Annotated in this window: 33 protein-coding genes and 1 pseudogene; all 34 read right to left on the reverse strand. The window is 37.7% G+C overall.

Going from position 1 to position 17,441, the window contains the following annotated elements; translation table 11 throughout:
- Window positions 1-46: 46 nt before the first annotated feature.
- A complete protein-coding gene (locus WC623_RS24260; RefSeq protein ID WP_372856068.1) occupies window positions 47-358 on the reverse strand; it encodes a hypothetical protein in 312 nt (103 codons plus the stop codon).
- Window positions 359-393: 35 nt separating this feature from the next.
- Entirely contained in the window at window positions 394-1,773 is a 1,380-nt protein-coding gene (locus tag WC623_RS24265; RefSeq protein WP_372856070.1) for a hypothetical protein, read from the reverse strand.
- Window positions 1,773-2,027 carry a hypothetical protein gene (locus WC623_RS24270; protein ID WP_372856072.1) on the reverse strand — a complete coding sequence of 85 codons (255 nt, stop codon included), beginning with the start codon at window positions 2,025-2,027 and terminating at the stop codon, window positions 1,773-1,775. The genes WC623_RS24265 and WC623_RS24270 overlap by 1 nt, the downstream gene beginning before the upstream one ends.
- Window positions 2,028-2,199: 172 nt before the next feature.
- On the reverse strand, window positions 2,200-3,273 hold the full coding sequence (locus WC623_RS24275; protein ID WP_372856074.1) for a hypothetical protein: 1,074 nt from the start codon (window positions 3,271-3,273) through the stop codon (window positions 2,200-2,202).
- Between the two features lie 18 nt (window positions 3,274-3,291).
- Window positions 3,292-3,651: a hypothetical protein gene (locus tag WC623_RS24280; RefSeq protein ID WP_372856076.1), complete on the reverse strand. Its 360-nt coding sequence runs from the start codon at window positions 3,649-3,651 to the stop codon at window positions 3,292-3,294.
- The gene (locus tag WC623_RS24285) at window positions 3,641-4,120 is read right to left on the reverse strand and encodes a hypothetical protein (protein WP_372856078.1); all 480 of its coding nucleotides are present in this window, start codon (window positions 4,118-4,120) and stop codon (window positions 3,641-3,643) included. The genes WC623_RS24280 and WC623_RS24285 overlap by 11 nt, the downstream gene beginning before the upstream one ends.
- Window positions 4,121-4,263: 143 nt before the next feature.
- Window positions 4,264-4,446 carry a helix-turn-helix domain-containing protein gene (locus WC623_RS24290; RefSeq protein WP_372856080.1) on the reverse strand — a complete coding sequence of 61 codons (183 nt, stop codon included), beginning with the start codon at window positions 4,444-4,446 and terminating at the stop codon, window positions 4,264-4,266.
- Window positions 4,447-4,480: 34 nt separating this feature from the next.
- Complete coding sequence (locus tag WC623_RS24295; protein ID WP_372856082.1) at window positions 4,481-4,708, reverse strand: hypothetical protein; 228 nt, start codon at window positions 4,706-4,708, stop codon at window positions 4,481-4,483.
- Window positions 4,705-4,932, reverse strand: coding sequence for a hypothetical protein (locus WC623_RS24300; RefSeq protein ID WP_372856084.1), 228 nt, complete (start codon window positions 4,930-4,932; stop codon window positions 4,705-4,707). Before WC623_RS24300 ends, WC623_RS24295 begins: the two co-directional genes overlap by 4 nt.
- Entirely contained in the window at window positions 4,922-5,146 is a 225-nt protein-coding gene (locus WC623_RS24305) for a hypothetical protein (protein ID WP_372856086.1), read from the reverse strand. Before WC623_RS24305 ends, WC623_RS24300 begins: the two co-directional genes overlap by 11 nt.
- Complete coding sequence (locus WC623_RS24310) at window positions 5,143-5,343, reverse strand: hypothetical protein (protein WP_372856088.1); 201 nt, start codon at window positions 5,341-5,343, stop codon at window positions 5,143-5,145. Before WC623_RS24310 ends, WC623_RS24305 begins: the two co-directional genes overlap by 4 nt.
- The gene (locus WC623_RS24315; protein ID WP_372856090.1) at window positions 5,330-5,539 is read right to left on the reverse strand and encodes a Lar family restriction alleviation protein; all 210 of its coding nucleotides are present in this window, start codon (window positions 5,537-5,539) and stop codon (window positions 5,330-5,332) included. Before WC623_RS24315 ends, WC623_RS24310 begins: the two co-directional genes overlap by 14 nt.
- Entirely contained in the window at window positions 5,536-5,889 is a 354-nt protein-coding gene (locus WC623_RS24320; protein ID WP_372856092.1) for a hypothetical protein, read from the reverse strand. The genes WC623_RS24315 and WC623_RS24320 overlap by 4 nt, the downstream gene beginning before the upstream one ends.
- Window positions 5,890-5,909: 20 nt before the next feature.
- Window positions 5,910-6,269 carry a hypothetical protein gene (locus tag WC623_RS24325; RefSeq protein WP_372856094.1) on the reverse strand — a complete coding sequence of 120 codons (360 nt, stop codon included), beginning with the start codon at window positions 6,267-6,269 and terminating at the stop codon, window positions 5,910-5,912.
- Window positions 6,266-6,622 (reverse strand): hypothetical protein, encoded by a 357-nt coding sequence (locus WC623_RS24330; protein ID WP_372856096.1) that lies wholly within the window; start codon window positions 6,620-6,622, stop codon window positions 6,266-6,268. Before WC623_RS24330 ends, WC623_RS24325 begins: the two co-directional genes overlap by 4 nt.
- Window positions 6,615-7,367, reverse strand: a complete 753-nt coding sequence (locus WC623_RS24335; protein ID WP_372856098.1) for a hypothetical protein — start codon at window positions 7,365-7,367, stop codon at window positions 6,615-6,617. Before WC623_RS24335 ends, WC623_RS24330 begins: the two co-directional genes overlap by 8 nt.
- Before the next feature lie 221 nt (window positions 7,368-7,588).
- A complete protein-coding gene (locus WC623_RS24340; RefSeq protein ID WP_372856100.1) occupies window positions 7,589-8,230 on the reverse strand; it encodes a hypothetical protein in 642 nt (213 codons plus the stop codon).
- Between the two features lie 233 nt (window positions 8,231-8,463).
- Window positions 8,464-8,652 carry a hypothetical protein gene (locus WC623_RS24345; protein WP_372856102.1) on the reverse strand — a complete coding sequence of 63 codons (189 nt, stop codon included), beginning with the start codon at window positions 8,650-8,652 and terminating at the stop codon, window positions 8,464-8,466.
- 18 nt (window positions 8,653-8,670) lie between these two features.
- A pseudogene (locus tag WC623_RS24350) lies at window positions 8,671-8,753 on the reverse strand.
- A gap of 15 nt (window positions 8,754-8,768) precedes the next feature.
- Window positions 8,769-9,008: a hypothetical protein gene (locus WC623_RS24355; protein WP_372856104.1), complete on the reverse strand. Its 240-nt coding sequence runs from the start codon at window positions 9,006-9,008 to the stop codon at window positions 8,769-8,771.
- A gap of 328 nt (window positions 9,009-9,336) precedes the next feature.
- On the reverse strand, window positions 9,337-9,576 hold the full coding sequence (locus WC623_RS24360) for a hypothetical protein (protein WP_372856106.1): 240 nt from the start codon (window positions 9,574-9,576) through the stop codon (window positions 9,337-9,339).
- A gap of 190 nt (window positions 9,577-9,766) precedes the next feature.
- Window positions 9,767-9,928, reverse strand: a complete 162-nt coding sequence (locus WC623_RS24365) for a hypothetical protein (RefSeq protein ID WP_372856108.1) — start codon at window positions 9,926-9,928, stop codon at window positions 9,767-9,769.
- Window positions 9,925-10,185 carry a hypothetical protein gene (locus WC623_RS24370; protein WP_372856110.1) on the reverse strand — a complete coding sequence of 87 codons (261 nt, stop codon included), beginning with the start codon at window positions 10,183-10,185 and terminating at the stop codon, window positions 9,925-9,927. The genes WC623_RS24365 and WC623_RS24370 overlap by 4 nt, the downstream gene beginning before the upstream one ends.
- An 11-nt stretch (window positions 10,186-10,196) precedes the next feature.
- On the reverse strand, window positions 10,197-10,349 hold the full coding sequence (locus WC623_RS24375; RefSeq protein ID WP_372856112.1) for a hypothetical protein: 153 nt from the start codon (window positions 10,347-10,349) through the stop codon (window positions 10,197-10,199).
- Window positions 10,340-10,507: a ribbon-helix-helix domain-containing protein gene (locus tag WC623_RS24380; protein ID WP_372856114.1), complete on the reverse strand. Its 168-nt coding sequence runs from the start codon at window positions 10,505-10,507 to the stop codon at window positions 10,340-10,342. Before WC623_RS24380 ends, WC623_RS24375 begins: the two co-directional genes overlap by 10 nt.
- Window positions 10,508-10,897: 390 nt before the next feature.
- On the reverse strand, window positions 10,898-10,990 hold the full coding sequence (locus WC623_RS24385; RefSeq protein ID WP_372856116.1) for a DUF2116 family Zn-ribbon domain-containing protein: 93 nt from the start codon (window positions 10,988-10,990) through the stop codon (window positions 10,898-10,900).
- Window positions 10,983-11,438, reverse strand: a complete 456-nt coding sequence (locus WC623_RS24390) for a D-Ala-D-Ala carboxypeptidase family metallohydrolase (protein WP_372856118.1) — start codon at window positions 11,436-11,438, stop codon at window positions 10,983-10,985. Before WC623_RS24390 ends, WC623_RS24385 begins: the two co-directional genes overlap by 8 nt.
- Window positions 11,435-11,926: a hypothetical protein gene (locus WC623_RS24395; RefSeq protein WP_372856120.1), complete on the reverse strand. Its 492-nt coding sequence runs from the start codon at window positions 11,924-11,926 to the stop codon at window positions 11,435-11,437. Before WC623_RS24395 ends, WC623_RS24390 begins: the two co-directional genes overlap by 4 nt.
- Before the next feature lie 129 nt (window positions 11,927-12,055).
- On the reverse strand, window positions 12,056-12,274 hold the full coding sequence (locus WC623_RS24400) for a hypothetical protein (protein ID WP_372856122.1): 219 nt from the start codon (window positions 12,272-12,274) through the stop codon (window positions 12,056-12,058).
- Window positions 12,267-12,653 (reverse strand): hypothetical protein, encoded by a 387-nt coding sequence (locus WC623_RS24405; protein WP_372856124.1) that lies wholly within the window; start codon window positions 12,651-12,653, stop codon window positions 12,267-12,269. Before WC623_RS24405 ends, WC623_RS24400 begins: the two co-directional genes overlap by 8 nt.
- Before the next feature lie 99 nt (window positions 12,654-12,752).
- On the reverse strand, window positions 12,753-12,974 hold the full coding sequence (locus tag WC623_RS24410; protein WP_372856126.1) for a hypothetical protein: 222 nt from the start codon (window positions 12,972-12,974) through the stop codon (window positions 12,753-12,755).
- Entirely contained in the window at window positions 12,971-13,966 is a 996-nt protein-coding gene (locus WC623_RS24415; RefSeq protein ID WP_372856128.1) for a hypothetical protein, read from the reverse strand. The genes WC623_RS24410 and WC623_RS24415 overlap by 4 nt, the downstream gene beginning before the upstream one ends.
- 3 nt (window positions 13,967-13,969) lie before the next feature.
- A complete protein-coding gene (locus WC623_RS24420) occupies window positions 13,970-15,331 on the reverse strand; it encodes a hypothetical protein (protein ID WP_372856130.1) in 1,362 nt (453 codons plus the stop codon).
- Between the two features lie 506 nt (window positions 15,332-15,837).
- A partial coding sequence (locus WC623_RS24425; protein WP_372856132.1) for a LamG-like jellyroll fold domain-containing protein occupies window positions 15,838-17,441 on the reverse strand: 1,604 nt, incomplete at its 5' end.

Genomic DNA, 17,441 nt, shown 5'->3' on the forward strand with positions numbered 1-17,441 from the left:
TACCTCATAAGAGGGCGGCTCAGCCGATTAAGATATAATTCTATTTTTACCTATCTGAATGTGGTGTCTTCTCATCTAAAATTGTAGTTTGCGTTTCTATGCCTTCCTTCATCTCTTCCTGTGAATATTTCTCAGTGAGCCTTTCCATTATAGCCACAGCCTTATCAAAATATCCCTTTGCCTCAGCAAGCCCTTCCTCTACTGGTGCTTCTATTGGTTCTACGCTGATATAGACCTCAACTTCTTTCTCGTCAAGCCCGATAACCTCTGCCTTCATTGTTTTTGGAAAAAGCACAGAGAGCTTTACGCCTTCCTTTAGAGTTTCAATTTTTGTCGCTAATCCTTTCAATCTTTTCATCTCATACCTCCTTAAAATAACTCCTCATCCTTATCTTACTTCCTTTCCTTCAGTCCCTCAAGATAGCTTACCATCTCATCCAGATTCTCATCTGGAAGGTTCTCTATCCTGTCCTGCAAAGTTTCTTCTTTTCTATGGAAAACAGAAGCTACATACATCATAATCACGCCTTCCTTGCTCTTCAATTCCTCTGCCAATGTCTCAATATGTGCCAACTTCTCCTCTCGGTCTGGGTCTTCTTGTGGTTTTAACTCTTTTGGCAAATCTGCACTTGATACCGTCCCCTTGAACATTTCCATATTGAATGTCTTAGGATTGAAATACATCATAATCTCTCTAAGTATCTCCGGGTCTGTAATCTCCAAAGAACTATCAACCTTGTGCATTTTTTGAAGATACACAAAATATTCTTCATCTGTTACCCCCACACTCTTATGGTTTGCGTGAATACTCGCCCTTATGGCTTTGTTTTGTTTTTCTTTCGGGGTGTCAATCTCAGTTGTTGTCTTGCCCTTATCTCCCTTGCCTTGCCCGCCTGCTTCTTTGCCTATAGGTTCAGGAGGGACTTCTGGAGCGTTTATGTTGGTTTTGGGGGGGTCATTCAAAATAGGGGTAGTTTCAGGCTGTTTTTCTATATCCTCTTCATCAACAATCACTTCTGGGATGTCTCTACCATCTTCAACAGGGGAAGGCAACTGATAATGCACGGTAGGAATTGCTATACGGTCTCTTCTTGACCTGTCAAGCTCTTCAAGGGTTATTTTAAGCTCTAATTGTAAAAGATAATGAATAGATGAACGGTTTTCTCCTTTCTCATCAATATAGGACATTTTCTGCTCTACCCTTCTTAGCTTGAGAGGGATTAAGGCTATTCTTCCACCAGTAATAGCTCGGAGATAGTCAATATAGGAATTTATGGAAATAATATTTGAGCCACTTCCAGTATCAATTTGATATACGCCTCCAATACTAATTTTGGGAAGCAAGACCATCAAATTCCCAGACTGTGAACATTTGCGTTCATCTAACTTTTCGCAAGGACAAGAAACTTCCACTAATTCATTGGGTTCTCTACCGTTGCCTAATTCTGCCTGCTGTTCTGGTGTGCAATCTTCCCATCGCCTTAAAGCCATTTCGCCATCTCCCTTGCATTTTAAGACAGTATTCCCATACCATTTCAAGGCTTGTGGGAAACAAGAGCATTCATCTTCTATCGGAAACATAATATCTAACTCTGTCGGCTGGTCTCCATAAATTTTTTGCACTTCAGGAGGGCAAACAAACCAAGAAGTCTCTCTGGGATATTCTTTTCCCGTAGTAGTCTTTACTCTTAACCCAAGCCTTACCTTCCCTAATCTCGGCAGCCTTCTCCTTTCTGAAAGCCCCTTAATCCTTGTGATTTGATTTCTTTCCATTACTTTACCTCCTCTTCTTCAAAATACTGAATATGACCCAATTGATACATTTCAGCTACTAAACCATTTACATCAAATATTTGACAGTAATGTTGAAAATGGTGAGGTAGTGTTTTTACTCCACCATAAAAAAATCCCTTTTCTATCCTTGTAACTGGAAGAGACCTGCCACAAGGAATTATACCTACTGCATAATAGGTTATTTCTCCATCTTCCCTATTTGGAAATTCTAATGCTACTGATTTAATTACCATATTACTTTACCTCCTTTCTTAACTCAAAATATTCTATTCTTCGAATAATTTCCTCTGCCAATTCTTTATGGTACTGAAATCTATATTGATTATTATCATCATCAGTTACAAGAACACCCCAATAATGATTTATTCCCATTCCTTCTTCAACAATTCAGCTTTTAGTTCCATTTTACTTTACCTCCTTTCTTAGCCTAATTGATAATCTTTCGCTTAAACTTTCTGTCTGAAATCCCGCCAATAATTCTGGAGGAATGAGGTCTTGGTCTATCCGCTTGCTTTTTATCAACGACCTTACAATCGCATATCGCTCAGTCGTTGCCATTTTTGCGTCCTTCTCCTGCATAATAGCTTTAATCTGGTCTTTAATCTCATCCTGCTCTTTCTTTTGGTTTTTAAGGTGTAACCCCAGCTCCAGATAATATGCCAAGCGTTCTTCAATGTCATTTGAAAGCTCTATATCGCCTTTTAGCTCCTTAAACTCCTGTTCATAATCCTGCCAGCAAGCTCCTTTGAAATTACAATAACTACATTGCCAATCTGAAATATCATAGTCTCTTTTGGGCAGCCTCTTTTCATTTTTACAGGTCTCCACAAACTCAAATTTCTCTCTTGTTCTCTTGAGAATATCGGCAATTTCAATATTCAAATCAATCTTTTTCTGGTCTATGCTGTCCTGCCGATAAAGGATTATGACTATATCCTTTTCCTTGTCATACTCAATCAGAAACTCCAGATATTGAGCTGTGTTCTTATTTTTAACCAGCAGAAGGGCTTGGTTTATATCATAGGTTGCTAATTCTTGGTTCAGATAGACGCAACACTGGACAATATAATCTATGGGCAATTCTTTATCGCTGTCAAATTTGTTAAATGAAAAATGGTTGAGTGCTTTATGTTCATAGAGATAGTCTTTTCCTAACATATCGGTCAATATTCCATCAATCTTGCCTTTACCAAAATATCCGCAGTCAATTTCCATTTGTGAATCTCTTAAAGAAAAAGTGGTTTTTCGCACCCAATCGGCAGTAAGTTCTTCATGCCAAGATGAATCGTCCATTGTCATTATAAATCTATCTGACATATTGGTTGATGGAAAGTCTAATGCACCATAAACCATTTGTCTTTTGCAACGACCTTTATGGTCTAATTCTAAAATCTCTGGAGAAGCCATAGAGGGTCTAATCCTATACTTCTGTTCTTTCCTTTCCATCCCAGCAATACGATGTAAAATCTCAGCTAACATCTTTTTCCTCCTTCTTTTCTAAATTAACCAATCTTTTGACAATATCCCGTTGATATAGTAACTTATCCTCTTCCAAAACAATAGAGTTCTACACCAGCGATTCCAATTTTTTCTTAATTTATCTTTGTCATAACCCAATGTGCTCCCGTTGTGTCTTTTTACAAAGGACATAATACTTTCTGCACGAATACTAAAGTATCTATATACACTATACCAACATCCACAAGCAGTTAAACATCCATTATCAAAAATCCATATTTTAGGGCGTAACCCACAATTAGGACAAACATCCCAATCCTCTGGATGTTCAGGATTTTTATAAGCATCTATACAATTGTAATGATTATGTGGGGTATATTCGTGTGCTTTAGTTTTCATCTTCTTCCTTTTTCTTTTCTTGAGTTGACAGTCTCCCAATAATATCTTGCAACTCTCTTTTTTTTCTATTTATTTCTTGTTGCTTACTTTTGGCTTCCAGAAAAACGGAATGATTATTTTGGCTATCTTCATAGACTTTTCTTTCTGACCGTTCCAATCTTTTGCCCACTTCATACCCCGAACCACTACTCTCTTTTTTAATCCAATCATACCGTCCAGACTTGCTGTTATACCGAGTTGCTTCTAATTTATAGATTTCATCTGAGAAAATACCATCAATGGCATATCCTTTCTTATTGCATAATTCCCATTGTGGTTTGTCTATTTGTCGTTGGATTTCAAATAGATATTTGCCTTCAAATTCTTCCTGTGTTTTTTCATCAACGGCAGTAAGCTGGGCATTGTCAAAATTGTAATAAATCTCAAACCCCTTGTAAGTTGTTAATGTAATTATATTTTTATCCTCCATCTTTTTCCTCCGTCTTCCTAATCCCAAACTCTACACCCGCAAACCTGCAATACTCTTGGCACTTCTTGCAATCCTTAGTTTTTGCATAAGGACAAGTGAGAGCCTTTGTCTCGGTCTTGTCCAACTTCCGTTTTTTGGGGAATTTAGATTCCATTTTTTGTTCCCTTTGATTCCTCCAGCCATTTATCTATTTCTGCCATATCAAATCGCCATTGTCCTCTTACCCTATAAGAGGGGATAATTTCTTCTTGGAGCATCCTTGAAATTGTTTGCCTGCTCACCTTCAAATATACCTTCAAAGTGTTTATATCAATTAAATCTTTCATTATTATTCATTATAAAACAAAATGCTACATCTTGTCAAGTATTTATTTTATTTTCCCTTTCCTCAATAATCTTAGCCTTGAGAAAATCCATAAAGCTCTCTCTTAAAATTGTAATATCTCCCTTTTGTAGTTTTATCGCAATCTCAATGCACTGCTTTATTTTCTCCATAAAATTACTGCTATAATTTATCATCGTAATTGTTCTTATGAGCGTTTGTAATTCCTCAAATTCCAAAACCCTACCTTCTGTCCATTCTTTCATTTTTCTACCTCCTGAATCCTCTCTATAATCTCGTCTACAAGCTGACTTTTTATTATTCTGGTGGTGTATTTAGTATTTGGGTCAGTTATCTCTGCTTGCAGGTCTGATAGTATCTCCAATATTCTTGCTCTTTCAGCATTTGCTGAATCCAGAATCAATTCGTAAATTCCCGTTTTCATATTTACCTCCTTATCTAAAAAGTTAAATTTGCTCTTATTTTGCATTATCACCGTTTTTGCTACCACAGAGAGTCATATATCCAATATCATTCAAGAACCAATCCTTTTCGCTTACCTGTGAGCCTAATTCTGCTTCTGGAAGAGCCTCTTCTTCTTCTTGCTCTTCTGTGTCCTCTTCTTCTGCCCCGCAATCGTTGATGTAGTAATAGCATGCTTCTATATCTTGCGATATTGCCATTCCCCAAGCTGTGTATTTCATTTCTCCTCCTCTCCCAAAAGAACCGCCACGGCTTCCTCTTCATCTATTGTCTCAATCAACCTGATGGAGTCTTTTTGATAGGGTTTATGTTCATAGACTATCCATCCCTTATCACGCCCTGTGCCTATGAGCCATCTATCATTATTAGATACTCTCAGATAATGTTCCTCACTTCTCACTGCTTCACTTATTGTCATCTCTTACCTCCTCTAAACCCCTCCCATTCCATTTTAATACTAATTCATCTAAATTTTCCCCTTCCATAAGAAAACAATCCCATTCCTTACACCTGATTACATATCCTGATATGCCTTCTAAAGGCGAACATAATAAAGGTCTATTCCCGCAAACAGGACACGGTTTTAAATTTTCGGGGACTTTAATTGCTTTCATCTTAACTCCTCCTCTAAATTATACTTTTTTGTCAAAAAGTTTTCTAAGTTTGGATGTTTTATTTTTAATGCTTGTATTTTTTTATTAACATTCTCTATGCGTTCTAATTTTAGGTTTTTTATCCATTCTACAGGGATGTATTTACTGCAAGGAAAACTGTTTGCAGAGGGGCCTACATTTCTTCCAGTAATATTATGTTCTTTGGGACATTGAGAAGACTTCAACCAAAAATCACAATGTCCACAAATTGACTTATCAGTATTTTGGGTCTCTATAAAAGCATCCTGGATAGTTTGTAAATCTAAGTAAATTTCACAACTTGTAAAAAGATTTTCAAATTCTTCTATCATCTTTTACCTCTACCTCCAGACTATTTGCGTCTGGGGATTTCATTAAATATTCGCATTATTTCCTTCTCTATTTTTTCATTTACATCAAATCTCATATCTGAATATCGTCTTGGGTTAGGATTGTCTGGTTCGTTGTCCTGACAATCCTCCCTATTTAATTCTTGTTGAAAATTTTCAGAAGAGCACCACTTAAGCCCTCCCCATCCTATCCATTCATTATTTGACACAGTAACAAAATTAACCCCTGTTAATGTTTTTCTGTTATCCCAAATATATTCTTTTACTTGCTCGTCCCAATTTTTGTATGAGTTCCCAAATAACATAGTTATTTTTTCATCAGGATATTGAAACTCAATACGAATTATGCAATTTCGTTTCATTTTACTTCCTCCTCTACCACCAGACTATTTGCGTCTGGGGATTGTTTTAAAAGTTTCTGTTGTCTCATCTCTCGTGTATTCTTCATATATTGGCTGTGCCATTCTTTCGTTGATATATCTTCTAACTGTGGACGGGATATAATTTCATCATCATCCAAAAACATAAGCTCATCAAATTCTACGGGCTTTGGGAAAAACCTACATTTTCTTGCATTCCAAAAGGCTTTCAAGAGTAGTTTATCAGAGCAATCTTGATACATCTCCCAGTAGCCTTCTATCTTAATTTCTGAAGGTTTATCACTCAATATTTCCCCTAAAAACAACATCTTTTTAACAAATTCTTTTTTAGTCATTTGGATTCCACCCATTTTTTTTACATATACTTTGCCAAGTAGCCATATTGGCAAGTGTTGTTTTGGACAAATTCAAGGTTTGTCCTTTGGTAAGACTTAATGTTTGTATCTCAGAATAAAAAATCCCAATCTTATAACCATTATTTATATACCATTCTTTTGTTGAATTAAAAAAATAAGTGGCAAGTTCCTTTAATTCCTCTAAAGAGAAATACTCCAATAATTTTTTAACAAGGCTTCCTTCTTTGCCACCCATTACCACATATTTTATAGTAAATCTATTTTGATACTCTTCACACCACCAATCTATAAAATTGGTATCAGAATTGGTTTTTCTTTTTGGAGGCAAGATTTCAATTTTCTCTTCCTTCTTTCTCTCTTGCATCTCTCTTTCTTCTATCTCTTTAATATCAATATCAATTACATCTTTATTTACATCTTCATCTTCAATCGGCATATGCAAATCAAATGCATTTGCATTGCATTTGCATTGCATTTGCATTGCTTTTTCTTTTTCCCATCTAATTATGGCATTTTTAGAAAAACTCTCTGATTTATTTTTTCTTTTAATCATCTCATTTAATAGCCTTTGATTAAAAAAACCATCTTCTGTTTCTATGAATTTATCACGAATTAAAAGATGGTCTTTAATTATGCTATTAAAAGCTATTTTATTTATCAATCCACCGTGTTGATGTTGAGCACAAAGCAAGCGGATATAAATACCTACTTGTTCATCTGTCATAAACATAGTGCCTGTTAAAAAATCAGAACTGTAAAAAAGAAATGCAGGGTCTTTTGCCACCTTTTTCCTCCTCAAAACACAAAAACCCCAACAGGGAGACTGGCTTGGACAACACGCTTTTGGGCGGGCATACCAATCTCCCTATTGAGGTTTTATTGTTTATCGTGTTGTCCATTTGTAAAGTATAGCGAATAACCTTAAATTATGTCAAGCAGTTATTTTCACCACAAAACTTCCTGAATAATAGCTTTTTTATTTATCTCATATCGCTTATTATCTCCTTTTGGATAAGGTATAATAGGATATTTTAACTCTTTTTTCATTTCTTTTATTTGTGGCTTCATTCCGATAAAATATACATATCTAAATTTAGCAGTTCGTATTTTTCTATTTAGGGAATAGTCTATATTTTTATCATAATGTCTACTATGTTTTCCTTCTGGCACTTGAATATCAGTTCTTTCTTTTGTGCAACCTGTGTAAATCCAGTTAGTAGCCTGATAAATATAACCGTGATGACCCAAACCAGAATCGGCATAACTAACAAGGCATAACGGTTTTTTAAGTCTTTTTAATAATTTCAAAGATTGTGATACAAAATAAGATAAAACATTTTTTTCTAATCCTTCTTCTACTACAAGTCTATTTAGTTCATAAACTTTTGATGAATATTCTTTACCTAAAATGCCAATACATAAAGAATTGCTTGCAGGTTTTCCAAATGTGCTAATACCTTTTATTTTTTTGTCCTTAAATAACCCAAAAGCAAAACATATAGTTGGCAATCTTTTTGCATAATGTATATTCAAAATCCAATCGTATGTATCTTGTTTTTTAATTGGCATTACACTATAATCAAACATTTTGCTTTCATTATTCACCTCCTTAAAACAACACCCCTTGATGCTCCGATTATTTTTCTCCACTTACCATTTCAGCAACCATAGGCATACCACACTCACTACACATTGGTTGCTCACCTTTGGGAATTTCATTGGCATAGATTTTTCTTTTATGCCCACAACACACGCATTTAACCATTACAAATACCTTCATTTCTCCTCCTCCTTAAAACAACACCCTTTTATATTTTTCTTCATTCACTTTTGATGACCTTTTCATATACCCAAATTAAAAAAGAATTATATTTAGGATTGCCTTTATAAGAATATATCATTTTATCCAACGCCCCTTTTTCAAACAAAGCATCGTATTGAATCTGTCTTGACTCTCCGATTTCGTCAATCCCTGCCTTCCAGTCTTTTAAGTCTTCTGTTGTTAGCATAATTCACCTATCTTCTTATGGCAGGAGTGGGACTTGAACCCACGCATTCGCATCACTACCTATCCCAATTTATGCTCTCTAACCAACTGAGTTATCCTGCCTAAAACCAGCATTTTTTATTTCCGTAAAAAACTTAATAATTTGTGCTGAATATAATTAGGAAAATAGAATTTGCATCTTGAAATTCTATCTTTTACCATACCCCACCATTCAGGATGGGCTTCTATGAAACTTGGCACTTCGTCAATTTTCATTGGTAGCTTGTCTAATCTTTTTTCGCCAAAATCAAGCATATTTTGGTATGGTCTAAAAATATGTTCTAAGGCAAACTTTTCTAAGTCAGTTACTTTTGTCATTTTTTACCTCCGTTGCTTTTTAATCCCAAGCAAGTCAAAGATAACATCTGGCACATCGTGAGGCTTCTTTTTATCAAAGCCACCAAGAAAATTATCTATGCCCTTTGACTTCAGAGGGTAATGAGGACAGCCTGTGATGTATCCCTTGGGGCTGTCTATTATGTCTTTTTTGCAAAGAAAACAAGTGAAATTGCTCATTTTTTTCCTTAAATAGATTAAATTACAGCGGGGGAGGCTGGACTTCCACCAGCTTTAGGAACTACCCTAATTTCAACACCTATCCTCATAGAGTTTATCTTACTACTTTCGGCTATCTCGCATAGCTGTCTCATCTATGACTCACTCCCCCATTATTGCATTGGGTTACCTCAAAAACTTCTATTTTCCTGATGCAATCATCAATCTGTTCAGGAAAATCAGCAATCTTTTTAAGCTCGTCAACATACTTTTGATAGCGTCCCATCGCTATTTCAATCGCCATATTATACCACTTTCCGTGATAGTCTTTCCCCAAAACTAATATGGCTTTATCACCATTGATTATTATTGCTAAATCTGGATTACCCATTTTTCCACCTTCTCTATATTTTCCATCTGTTTTGGTTTAATCTGGCTCTAATAAGTTTAAGCCATTCTGTATGCTTCTTCTCACCAGTAGCCCTTCGCCACATCCAAAGCCTCCATCTCACTTCTATGGTTCTCCATAGCCACGTGTGCCATTTATTATTAATTATTGCCCATTTGCTCATCTTTTACCTTCATTTTTCCACCCTCTTGATAGGTGTTGTATTGGGAACATCAACGATAAATATGAACTTATTGTTTTGAGTTTCAGGGTATAATTGCAGAAATTGGTTTCTTTCTTCCTTGCTTCCTATCCCCATTTCTTTATAGATAGTTATTGTTTCCTGAACACTCATTTTTCCGCCTTTATGGAAGTTAAAGTAAGCCCTTGATTCTCCTTTCTCCAGTTAAGGTCTCCCTTGTCCTCTTCTTCTTTAGAATACAAAAACCCATCTGAACCTAATAAGCATCCTATAGCCGATTTCTTTTCAAATCTACCGTGCCATACGCCAATCGCTGGATCGCAAGCAGAGCATAATTGAGGCTCACCTTCCTTCAGATTCCAGTAATTACTGGTGGCAGTATTTTCAATTACAAAGCATTTTGAACACATAAAACAAGGCATTATTCCACCTTCTCCCAGCTTTCAGGATAGTCCTCAAGGAGATACTTTGCCTTTGACCCGCTGACCTCTACCACAGTATCGGGTTTGATAATAATGGTTGTGTCATCATCAGTTACTATCCACGGTTCTAAGCCTATGTATTTTAACTGCATTTTGCCACCTTTGAAATCTGTGCCTTTTCTATTAAAAGCCACCGATATTCATCTATCGCCCTTCTAATCAACTCTGCTTTAGATAGCCCTGTGCCTTTAGAATGAGCAGAGAGCCAGTTGGCTTGTTCGTCTGTTAGGTGGTAATTAAATCTTTTCATACACACATTATACACACGCAGGAGGATTTTAGCAAGATATATTTTAAGGCAGGACAATCAGGCAGGTGAGGAGCAAGAGTAAAAAGGACAGAGGGAGCTTCTATCCCCTGATTTATATTATTTTAATCAGGGGTGCTTCCTAAAATATACTGAAGAAGAATTCATTTTAAGAAACACCTCTGATGAAAACAACAATTATCAGGTCGGGGTTGTCAAGCTCCGAGACATTGCCCCAATTTTAACTCTTCCAACCCTTCCGATGGTAAGCAACTGTTTTTAATTGTTCTGTCTTCAGCCAAAACAACAAGGTTGAACACGCTTAAACGTAAACCTTTTAGGCATCTCATTAGTTTATTATAGGTTTTGACTTTTCAATCTGTCAAGTAATTTTTAGACAAGGCAGAATTTTTGATATTGCTCTTTACACCAATCGGAGCAGAAGTCTTTGCCGTCTTCTGTTTTATTACCGCAGTATTTACACATTGGCTTGATGTGGTATTTTTGTATATTGTTTTCCGTTCCAATTCAAGACTTGCATATTGACCTTTAATGTGGGCAGTGCTATATGAATCCAAGACCCCATTTCCATAATAACTTGCGAAAATCTAAGTCCAGAGTCTTTTCGTATCCAGTCAAAAATTTCCTTTAATGGCACGCCTACTATATGAAAATCGCAGGCTTCAAACTTGCAATGCTGGCTGGTTTTAGAGCCTCCAATAGCCTTGTTGAGAGCAATGCCTCTATATGCCGAATGAACGATAAGGGGTCGCCCAAAATGTATTCGGATGGGTTCAAGAAGTTTATTGCAGAGAGCAACTCCATTTTGATAGAGGTCTTCTGGAACTACTCTATTCGCTTCAAGGAATTTCCTATTCTCCGTTCTCGTCATTTCCGAAAGTAAAAAATGGTAGCTCATCTTTTTGTCTATCATTTTACACCTCCTAAAAAGCCTGTTATCGTCTTGTTTTTTTCAGCACTTCCTGAAGAGCTTCCAAAGTAATAGCCATAAATCTGAATTGTGATTGAGGAGAGAACGCCGAGTAGATACAAGGCAATCTTCTCATTATTCGCACCCATATTCAAAAACATCATAGCATAAAACAACCCAAAGGCAAGGACGATTGTTCCCAGAGCTAATATCGGTGCTATCAGCTTATTCAGCAATGGAGTCTCTGCACTTGTTGCAAGAGCCACTTCCTTTTCTCTTGCCGACTTGGTATCCTCAATTTGTAGCTTTAGAAGCTCTTCTGCGTGTGTTGCTTCAAACTCTCTTAGCTTTAGTATGCTTTCGTCTGATAATGTCTCCTCGTCTAAATTTACCCCTGTTTTAAGGGCAACAAAGTCCTTGCCCTTAGCTAATACAGCTTTGGCAACCAGACCCAATCCGCTTTTTAACAATGCTCCAACTATAGGTATCATTTCATTCCTCCTTTATTTTCCGCCACCAGTTAAATCGGGCGGGGATATATTCAATCTTTGCCTCTATCTTCTCACCCTTTGCCATCATTTTTACTTGGCAAGATACACAGAGTTTTATCCCTGTGATAACTATCTCTCCACATCTCTGGCACTTGGCATACATTCATTTTTTAATCTTTCTATTTCTTTTATCAGCACACTATCCTCATAAAGAGCCGATGATATAATGCCTGAAATAGCCAAAATTTTTCTCCATAAATTAGAGTATCTAATGTCCGCAGGAATTATTCCCTCCAATTCTATGGCTATATCTTTTATATCATTAAGTTTTTGTGTAAGTTTAGCCATAGCGTTTTATCAAGAGGCTTATTGCTGTGGCTATTATGGCTGAGGCAATAGTGTAGTATGCTATTATCTTGGTTTTCCAAGTGTTGAAATCTACCTGTGTTTTTTCTAAAATTCGTATTTTGTAAAATGCTCCATTTTCCCCATTCAAGTCTTTTAGAATCTGCTCAATTTTATATTTCTGCTCAAGAACCTTTTCCTGCTGAGCAGATTGTAACGACAAATATAAATCAAACTTAGCGTCCATTTTAGACATAAGTTTTTCTAAGTTCTCTACCGCTACTGTCAATTCTATAGTATGCTTACTTATCTCTTCAAGTTCCATCTTTCTCCTCAGCACATACCATCTCACTCTTGCAACTGGGGCATTTCTGTGTCTCATTTGTTTTTGGCACAATCTTCAGCGTCTTACAGATAGGGCAGAAATACTCGGTTTCTATTTTGGTGGTTTCCATTTCGCTGGAAAATTAAGGGTGGGAATTTAAGGGGTTTTAAGGCAGATTATCCCATCCTTCACTTTGTATAACTCGCTTTTGAAGGCATCCTCTTCTGTAATATCTATCACATCGGCTTTCAGTGTTCCTGCCTGCCAGCCTTCCAGCAGATGAGGATAGCCGTTTCTGATGTGTGCCTCTGCTGACTCAAAGGATTCTCCAGTAAGCCAAGCGTGAATTTGTGTGTCAAATAGGATTAAGGTTTTCATATAATATACTTTATGTTGGTTTTGGGAATGGATTTTTTGCCATATACATTAAAAGCACTCCCAGCAGCTCTCATTAGTTGCTGAATCAATGTGATTGAAGAAGAGGCTATATATATATTTTCTATCTTGTAATAATTAGACATATAAGAAACGCTTACGGTAGAATTTTCATTTGAATAAACACTTCCAATTCTGAATCTCTGTGAAGCCGTAGCGGAAACATCTGTTGTTCTAATTTCTGCTTCAAACCCTATATTTACTAATCCAAAAATAGGAAGCGGAATTACTACACTATTTACATCTATCCACACTGTATTCGCTGTATACCCTTCTGCTATTGTCGCAGACACAATCATTTCTGTTGTCATTTCTGTGGATGGATTGACGCTAATACCTGTAAAATATGTAGTTCCTGCGACATCAACCGAGGATTCCCCGCCCACCAGTTTTATTTTGATATATCGGGCATAATCAGGAATTGTGCCAATAGTCGCAATGAATGATTGCCGTGCCGTGGGGTTGGCTACTGAATCGTAAATCGTATTGCTGGAAATATAGACCTTGTTATTGCTGTAAAATTCCACAATAACCTGATTCTTTATGCCTGCCACCGTAGACCACAAGACGAAGCCAAGATTTTTTAACACTCCCCAAAAACTGGACATCTCTATATAATCGGAAGTTAAATAACCTCCGCCATTGCCAGCCCCCCCAGGATGGGCAAAGCAATATATTTTGGAATCGCTGATGGTCGCATATTGTCCTGTGCCCCCAGGATAGAGATACCTCGTCCAACTATCGGGTATCTGGTCAACATTTAAATCGTTCTCTAAAAATGGGTTTAACACCACCATCATTTTTGTTCCTCCTGCCTGCATTGCGGCAATAGCATAATATAGATATTCATCATTGTCCTTAACCTTCTGCCAGAGTTCCTGACGGACAGCCTTATCACCTTGAATCTGATTGTCTGTAAAAGCTGAGTATCCCATTTTTCAATAAATATAATATCCTTCTGAACCATCGCTCATTTTGTCATCATTGCCAACAATAAAGCAATATTCTTTTTGAGCTTCCGTAGCATTGGTATAATCAGGGCAATCATTTGGTGCAATAAAACCCCACCTTTTGGATGATTGCTGTAAGAGATTGAGCGTTACCTTATTTTCCTTCTGTTGTCGCTTTACTGCCTGAAAAACTACCCTATCAAGCGGAAGCCCATCTATTTGTGAAAGCTCATCTGTGCTAACCTTGATATAGCTCCCTGTCTTTATGCCACTATCTTTTAGTTCAACTTCCAGAGTCAGGATGGGTTGAGCGTCCCTCTGTCTAAATAATTGCCGTGTTAAGGTGTTCTTGAGATATGTGATAATCAATTCCTCTTGTGTGTATCCACTCCTGAGCCATCGACAAAATATCTTCTTCTCTATGACATCTCCATACTCTACACTATTTTCTGCGTCTGCGTCAATAACAATATCAAGGTGGTTATAGTCTTTGACCTCATCGGGCTTACCGATAGCTTTTCTATCCCAGTAAAGCAAATGCCGTGTAAATCTTGAGGGAGCGTTCAGATCAACATTGGCAGAATCCAAAACAATATTCGCATCATCGGTGATGGTATGATATACTCTGCCCGGTTCATTCGGTATGTTTCGTCTGATGGTAATCTTCAAGTCTTCACCTACCCACGATTTGCAATCCAGCAAGTCAACAATCTCAAAATACAGAGTCTCCAGTTTGGTTGGCTCAGAGACGATAGCAGAAAATTCTACCTCGCCTCCTGGCCAGTCTCTCCAGTAGTCAAAATTTGTGGTGTCTATAAATGCCGTGTCTATTCCCGCATCGGTCTGAAGTATGGTCTTGAGGATGTCAAAGCCGTTCATCGGTGCATAATATCTAACCTTCTGCACCTTGTCATTGATTTTCTGCTCCGTGGCAGTGGTGCCAAAATATCCTCTTGATAATCCTGTGAGCTGGTTTGTGGTAGGGTTGACACCTGTGTAATAGATTATCTCATCTTTTAACCGGACATAACCTGTAGGGCTATCAAGCCCTGTAACAGTGCTAAGAGTTACTTCGGTAGATACCGGAGTCATATCGCAAACAAGTTTGATGTCTAACTTGGGAGGGACTTCTATATCCGATAGGGATTTCAGCAGGTCTTTAATCTCTACCTTTACCTCTGTTCTATCCAGGGTGATATTATCTATCTTCCCAACGAACTTCTGGACAAAATCGGTTTCTGGCAATCCCAAAAAGCCCTCATAAAGTTTAGCAAGCCTGCCTTTATAGTTTGTGCCTCTTGCAAGCAGTTTCTTCCAAAATGTCCCCTGAACCGATGAGCGTTGGGACACATAGGGGTCAATGCCAATATCGCTATCGGGTTCGTCATAAAGAGTAACTTTGACTCTGGAGCTAACAGTCAGGTTGGTTTTAATTTCTGTAGGCAAAAGGTCAATATTTTTGATGTAGGGTCTTTCTCCTGCTTTGAATGGCAAGGGTGCATCTGCAGAAGTGAATTTGTAGTCTTTGGTGGTTTTGAGATAGGCAGTCTTGAGTTTGCAGGTATGCCAAGTGTTATAGCACGGTTCACCTGTGGCTATACAAGGTGATGTTCCAAAGACCCTACCACAATAATCAAGCGACAGAACCAGAAGGCTTACAGGCGTTCTTGAAATGCTTGCTAATTCGCTATTGTATGACATCTTTTATCTCCCGTTGTGTGGTTCTGTGTGTGGCGTGGTAGGATTGATTTGTTTTTTTGAACAGGTGTAATTGGTATGGGTCGCAAAAAAGAATTGATTGTAGAATAGGCTTATTTTAAGCTGGTGTGTGGCTGTGTGTAGCGTGGTGGTATTCATCAAAATTCTGACACCCCCTTCATCCTGAGACTAATGCTATCTATATACAACAATACGCTCATTGGCAATCCAAAATCCATATCCTCACAGTTGACATAAAATGCCCAGTCAGGATAGTTGACTAAATCCCAGCCGTAGAAAAATGACAGGAGTTTTGAGCCGTGATTATCCCAAAATAACTTAAATTCGTTTATGGTCCAAGCTCGTTCAAGGTTGGAAAAATTTGCGTCTATGTTAAGGCTTTTGAATTTAAGGCTTGCTCCGAGAAGGTGTCCTTTTTTGCCTTCAGCTACATCTGCCTCAACCGTTTCTTTGTAGGGAATATATGGCACATCTGGAGGATAAGGAAAATTCAGGCTGACACCGAGAAAAGCCACTGCCAATTTAGGAGCTACAGATGGAGCTATAATTTTGATTCTCCAATATCTGGCAGATGCAGATGTAAACTTTTTCATAATCGCCTTATCGCTTGTAGGCACAAATCCTGTAATTCTTTCTGTGTAGGTTATTCCATCGGTTGAGGATTCCAGAGAAACGGTATCATTCGTAGAACTCAAATTGTGACCAACGATACCAAGACAATCCGCTGACTTTGCCACACCACAATCTATGGTGATATATTTTGTGCCTATTGAGGCAGCCTGCCACCAAGTATAAGGACGGTAATCTTTGATGTTTTGGACATCAAAATCTGTGGCTGTATCAGTAGCCGATAATACAGCACCGATAAGAATGGAATTATACAAAATCTTTGGGAATGATGCCTCTATTGGTGGAGGCGGTAATGCGATTGTGGTAAAATGCCATTCTGTTGACCAGCCACCTGCCCCCGCAAGATTGCTCGCATTTACCCGCCACCAATAAATGGTGTTGTTCAATAATCCACTTACCGCATAAAATAGGTCAGTAACACCGCTTTGGTCAAGAAACAAATCCGTAAAACCTGAATTGCGTGAGACTTGCAATCTGTAAGATGTTGCTCCAGCAGAGGCATTCCAATATAGGGTAGGATTAACAACGACATTTATTACATCGTTCAGCGGTGAGGACAATGCTGGTGGCGCAGGAGGGAATAAAATATATTTCCCATACACTCGTCTTTGTGTTGGTCTATACAGACTCCAAGGGTCTGCGGATAGGGTTGCTGATTCTCTGGTTAATAATCCTCTTTTCCAAATAAGAACTTCGCTTAAACAACCATTAAGAAAAGCAGTAGCGTATTTCCCAAACATAGTACTTACTGCATTCGTTGCTATTGTGGGATGACTTGCTGTAGTTGCATTTGGAAGCAATGCTCCATTTCTATACATTGTTACCGCTGTCCCGTTTTTAACTACTATATACTGATACCAGGTCCCAAGCACAGGCAGAGCATTACCATAGGTTTGAAAATGGGTACCACCGCTCACAGTGGTATATATTAAGCCGTGAGTAGCGTTCATATAAATATAATAGCCATTAGCCTCTCCGTCTATCCATTTACTGATAATATGAGGTAGTGCCTCTGCAATACTATTAAATTTAATACGGAACAACCAAGTGGCAATGTTTCCTAAATTTGTTGATGCAGAATCTGGGATATTAACAAAGTCATCCGTGATAA

Origin of the sequence: Pedobacter sp. (assembly GCF_041645105.1) — a bacterium.
In the GTDB taxonomy this organism is placed as follows: Bacteria; Bacteroidota; Bacteroidia; order Sphingobacteriales; family Sphingobacteriaceae; genus Pedobacter.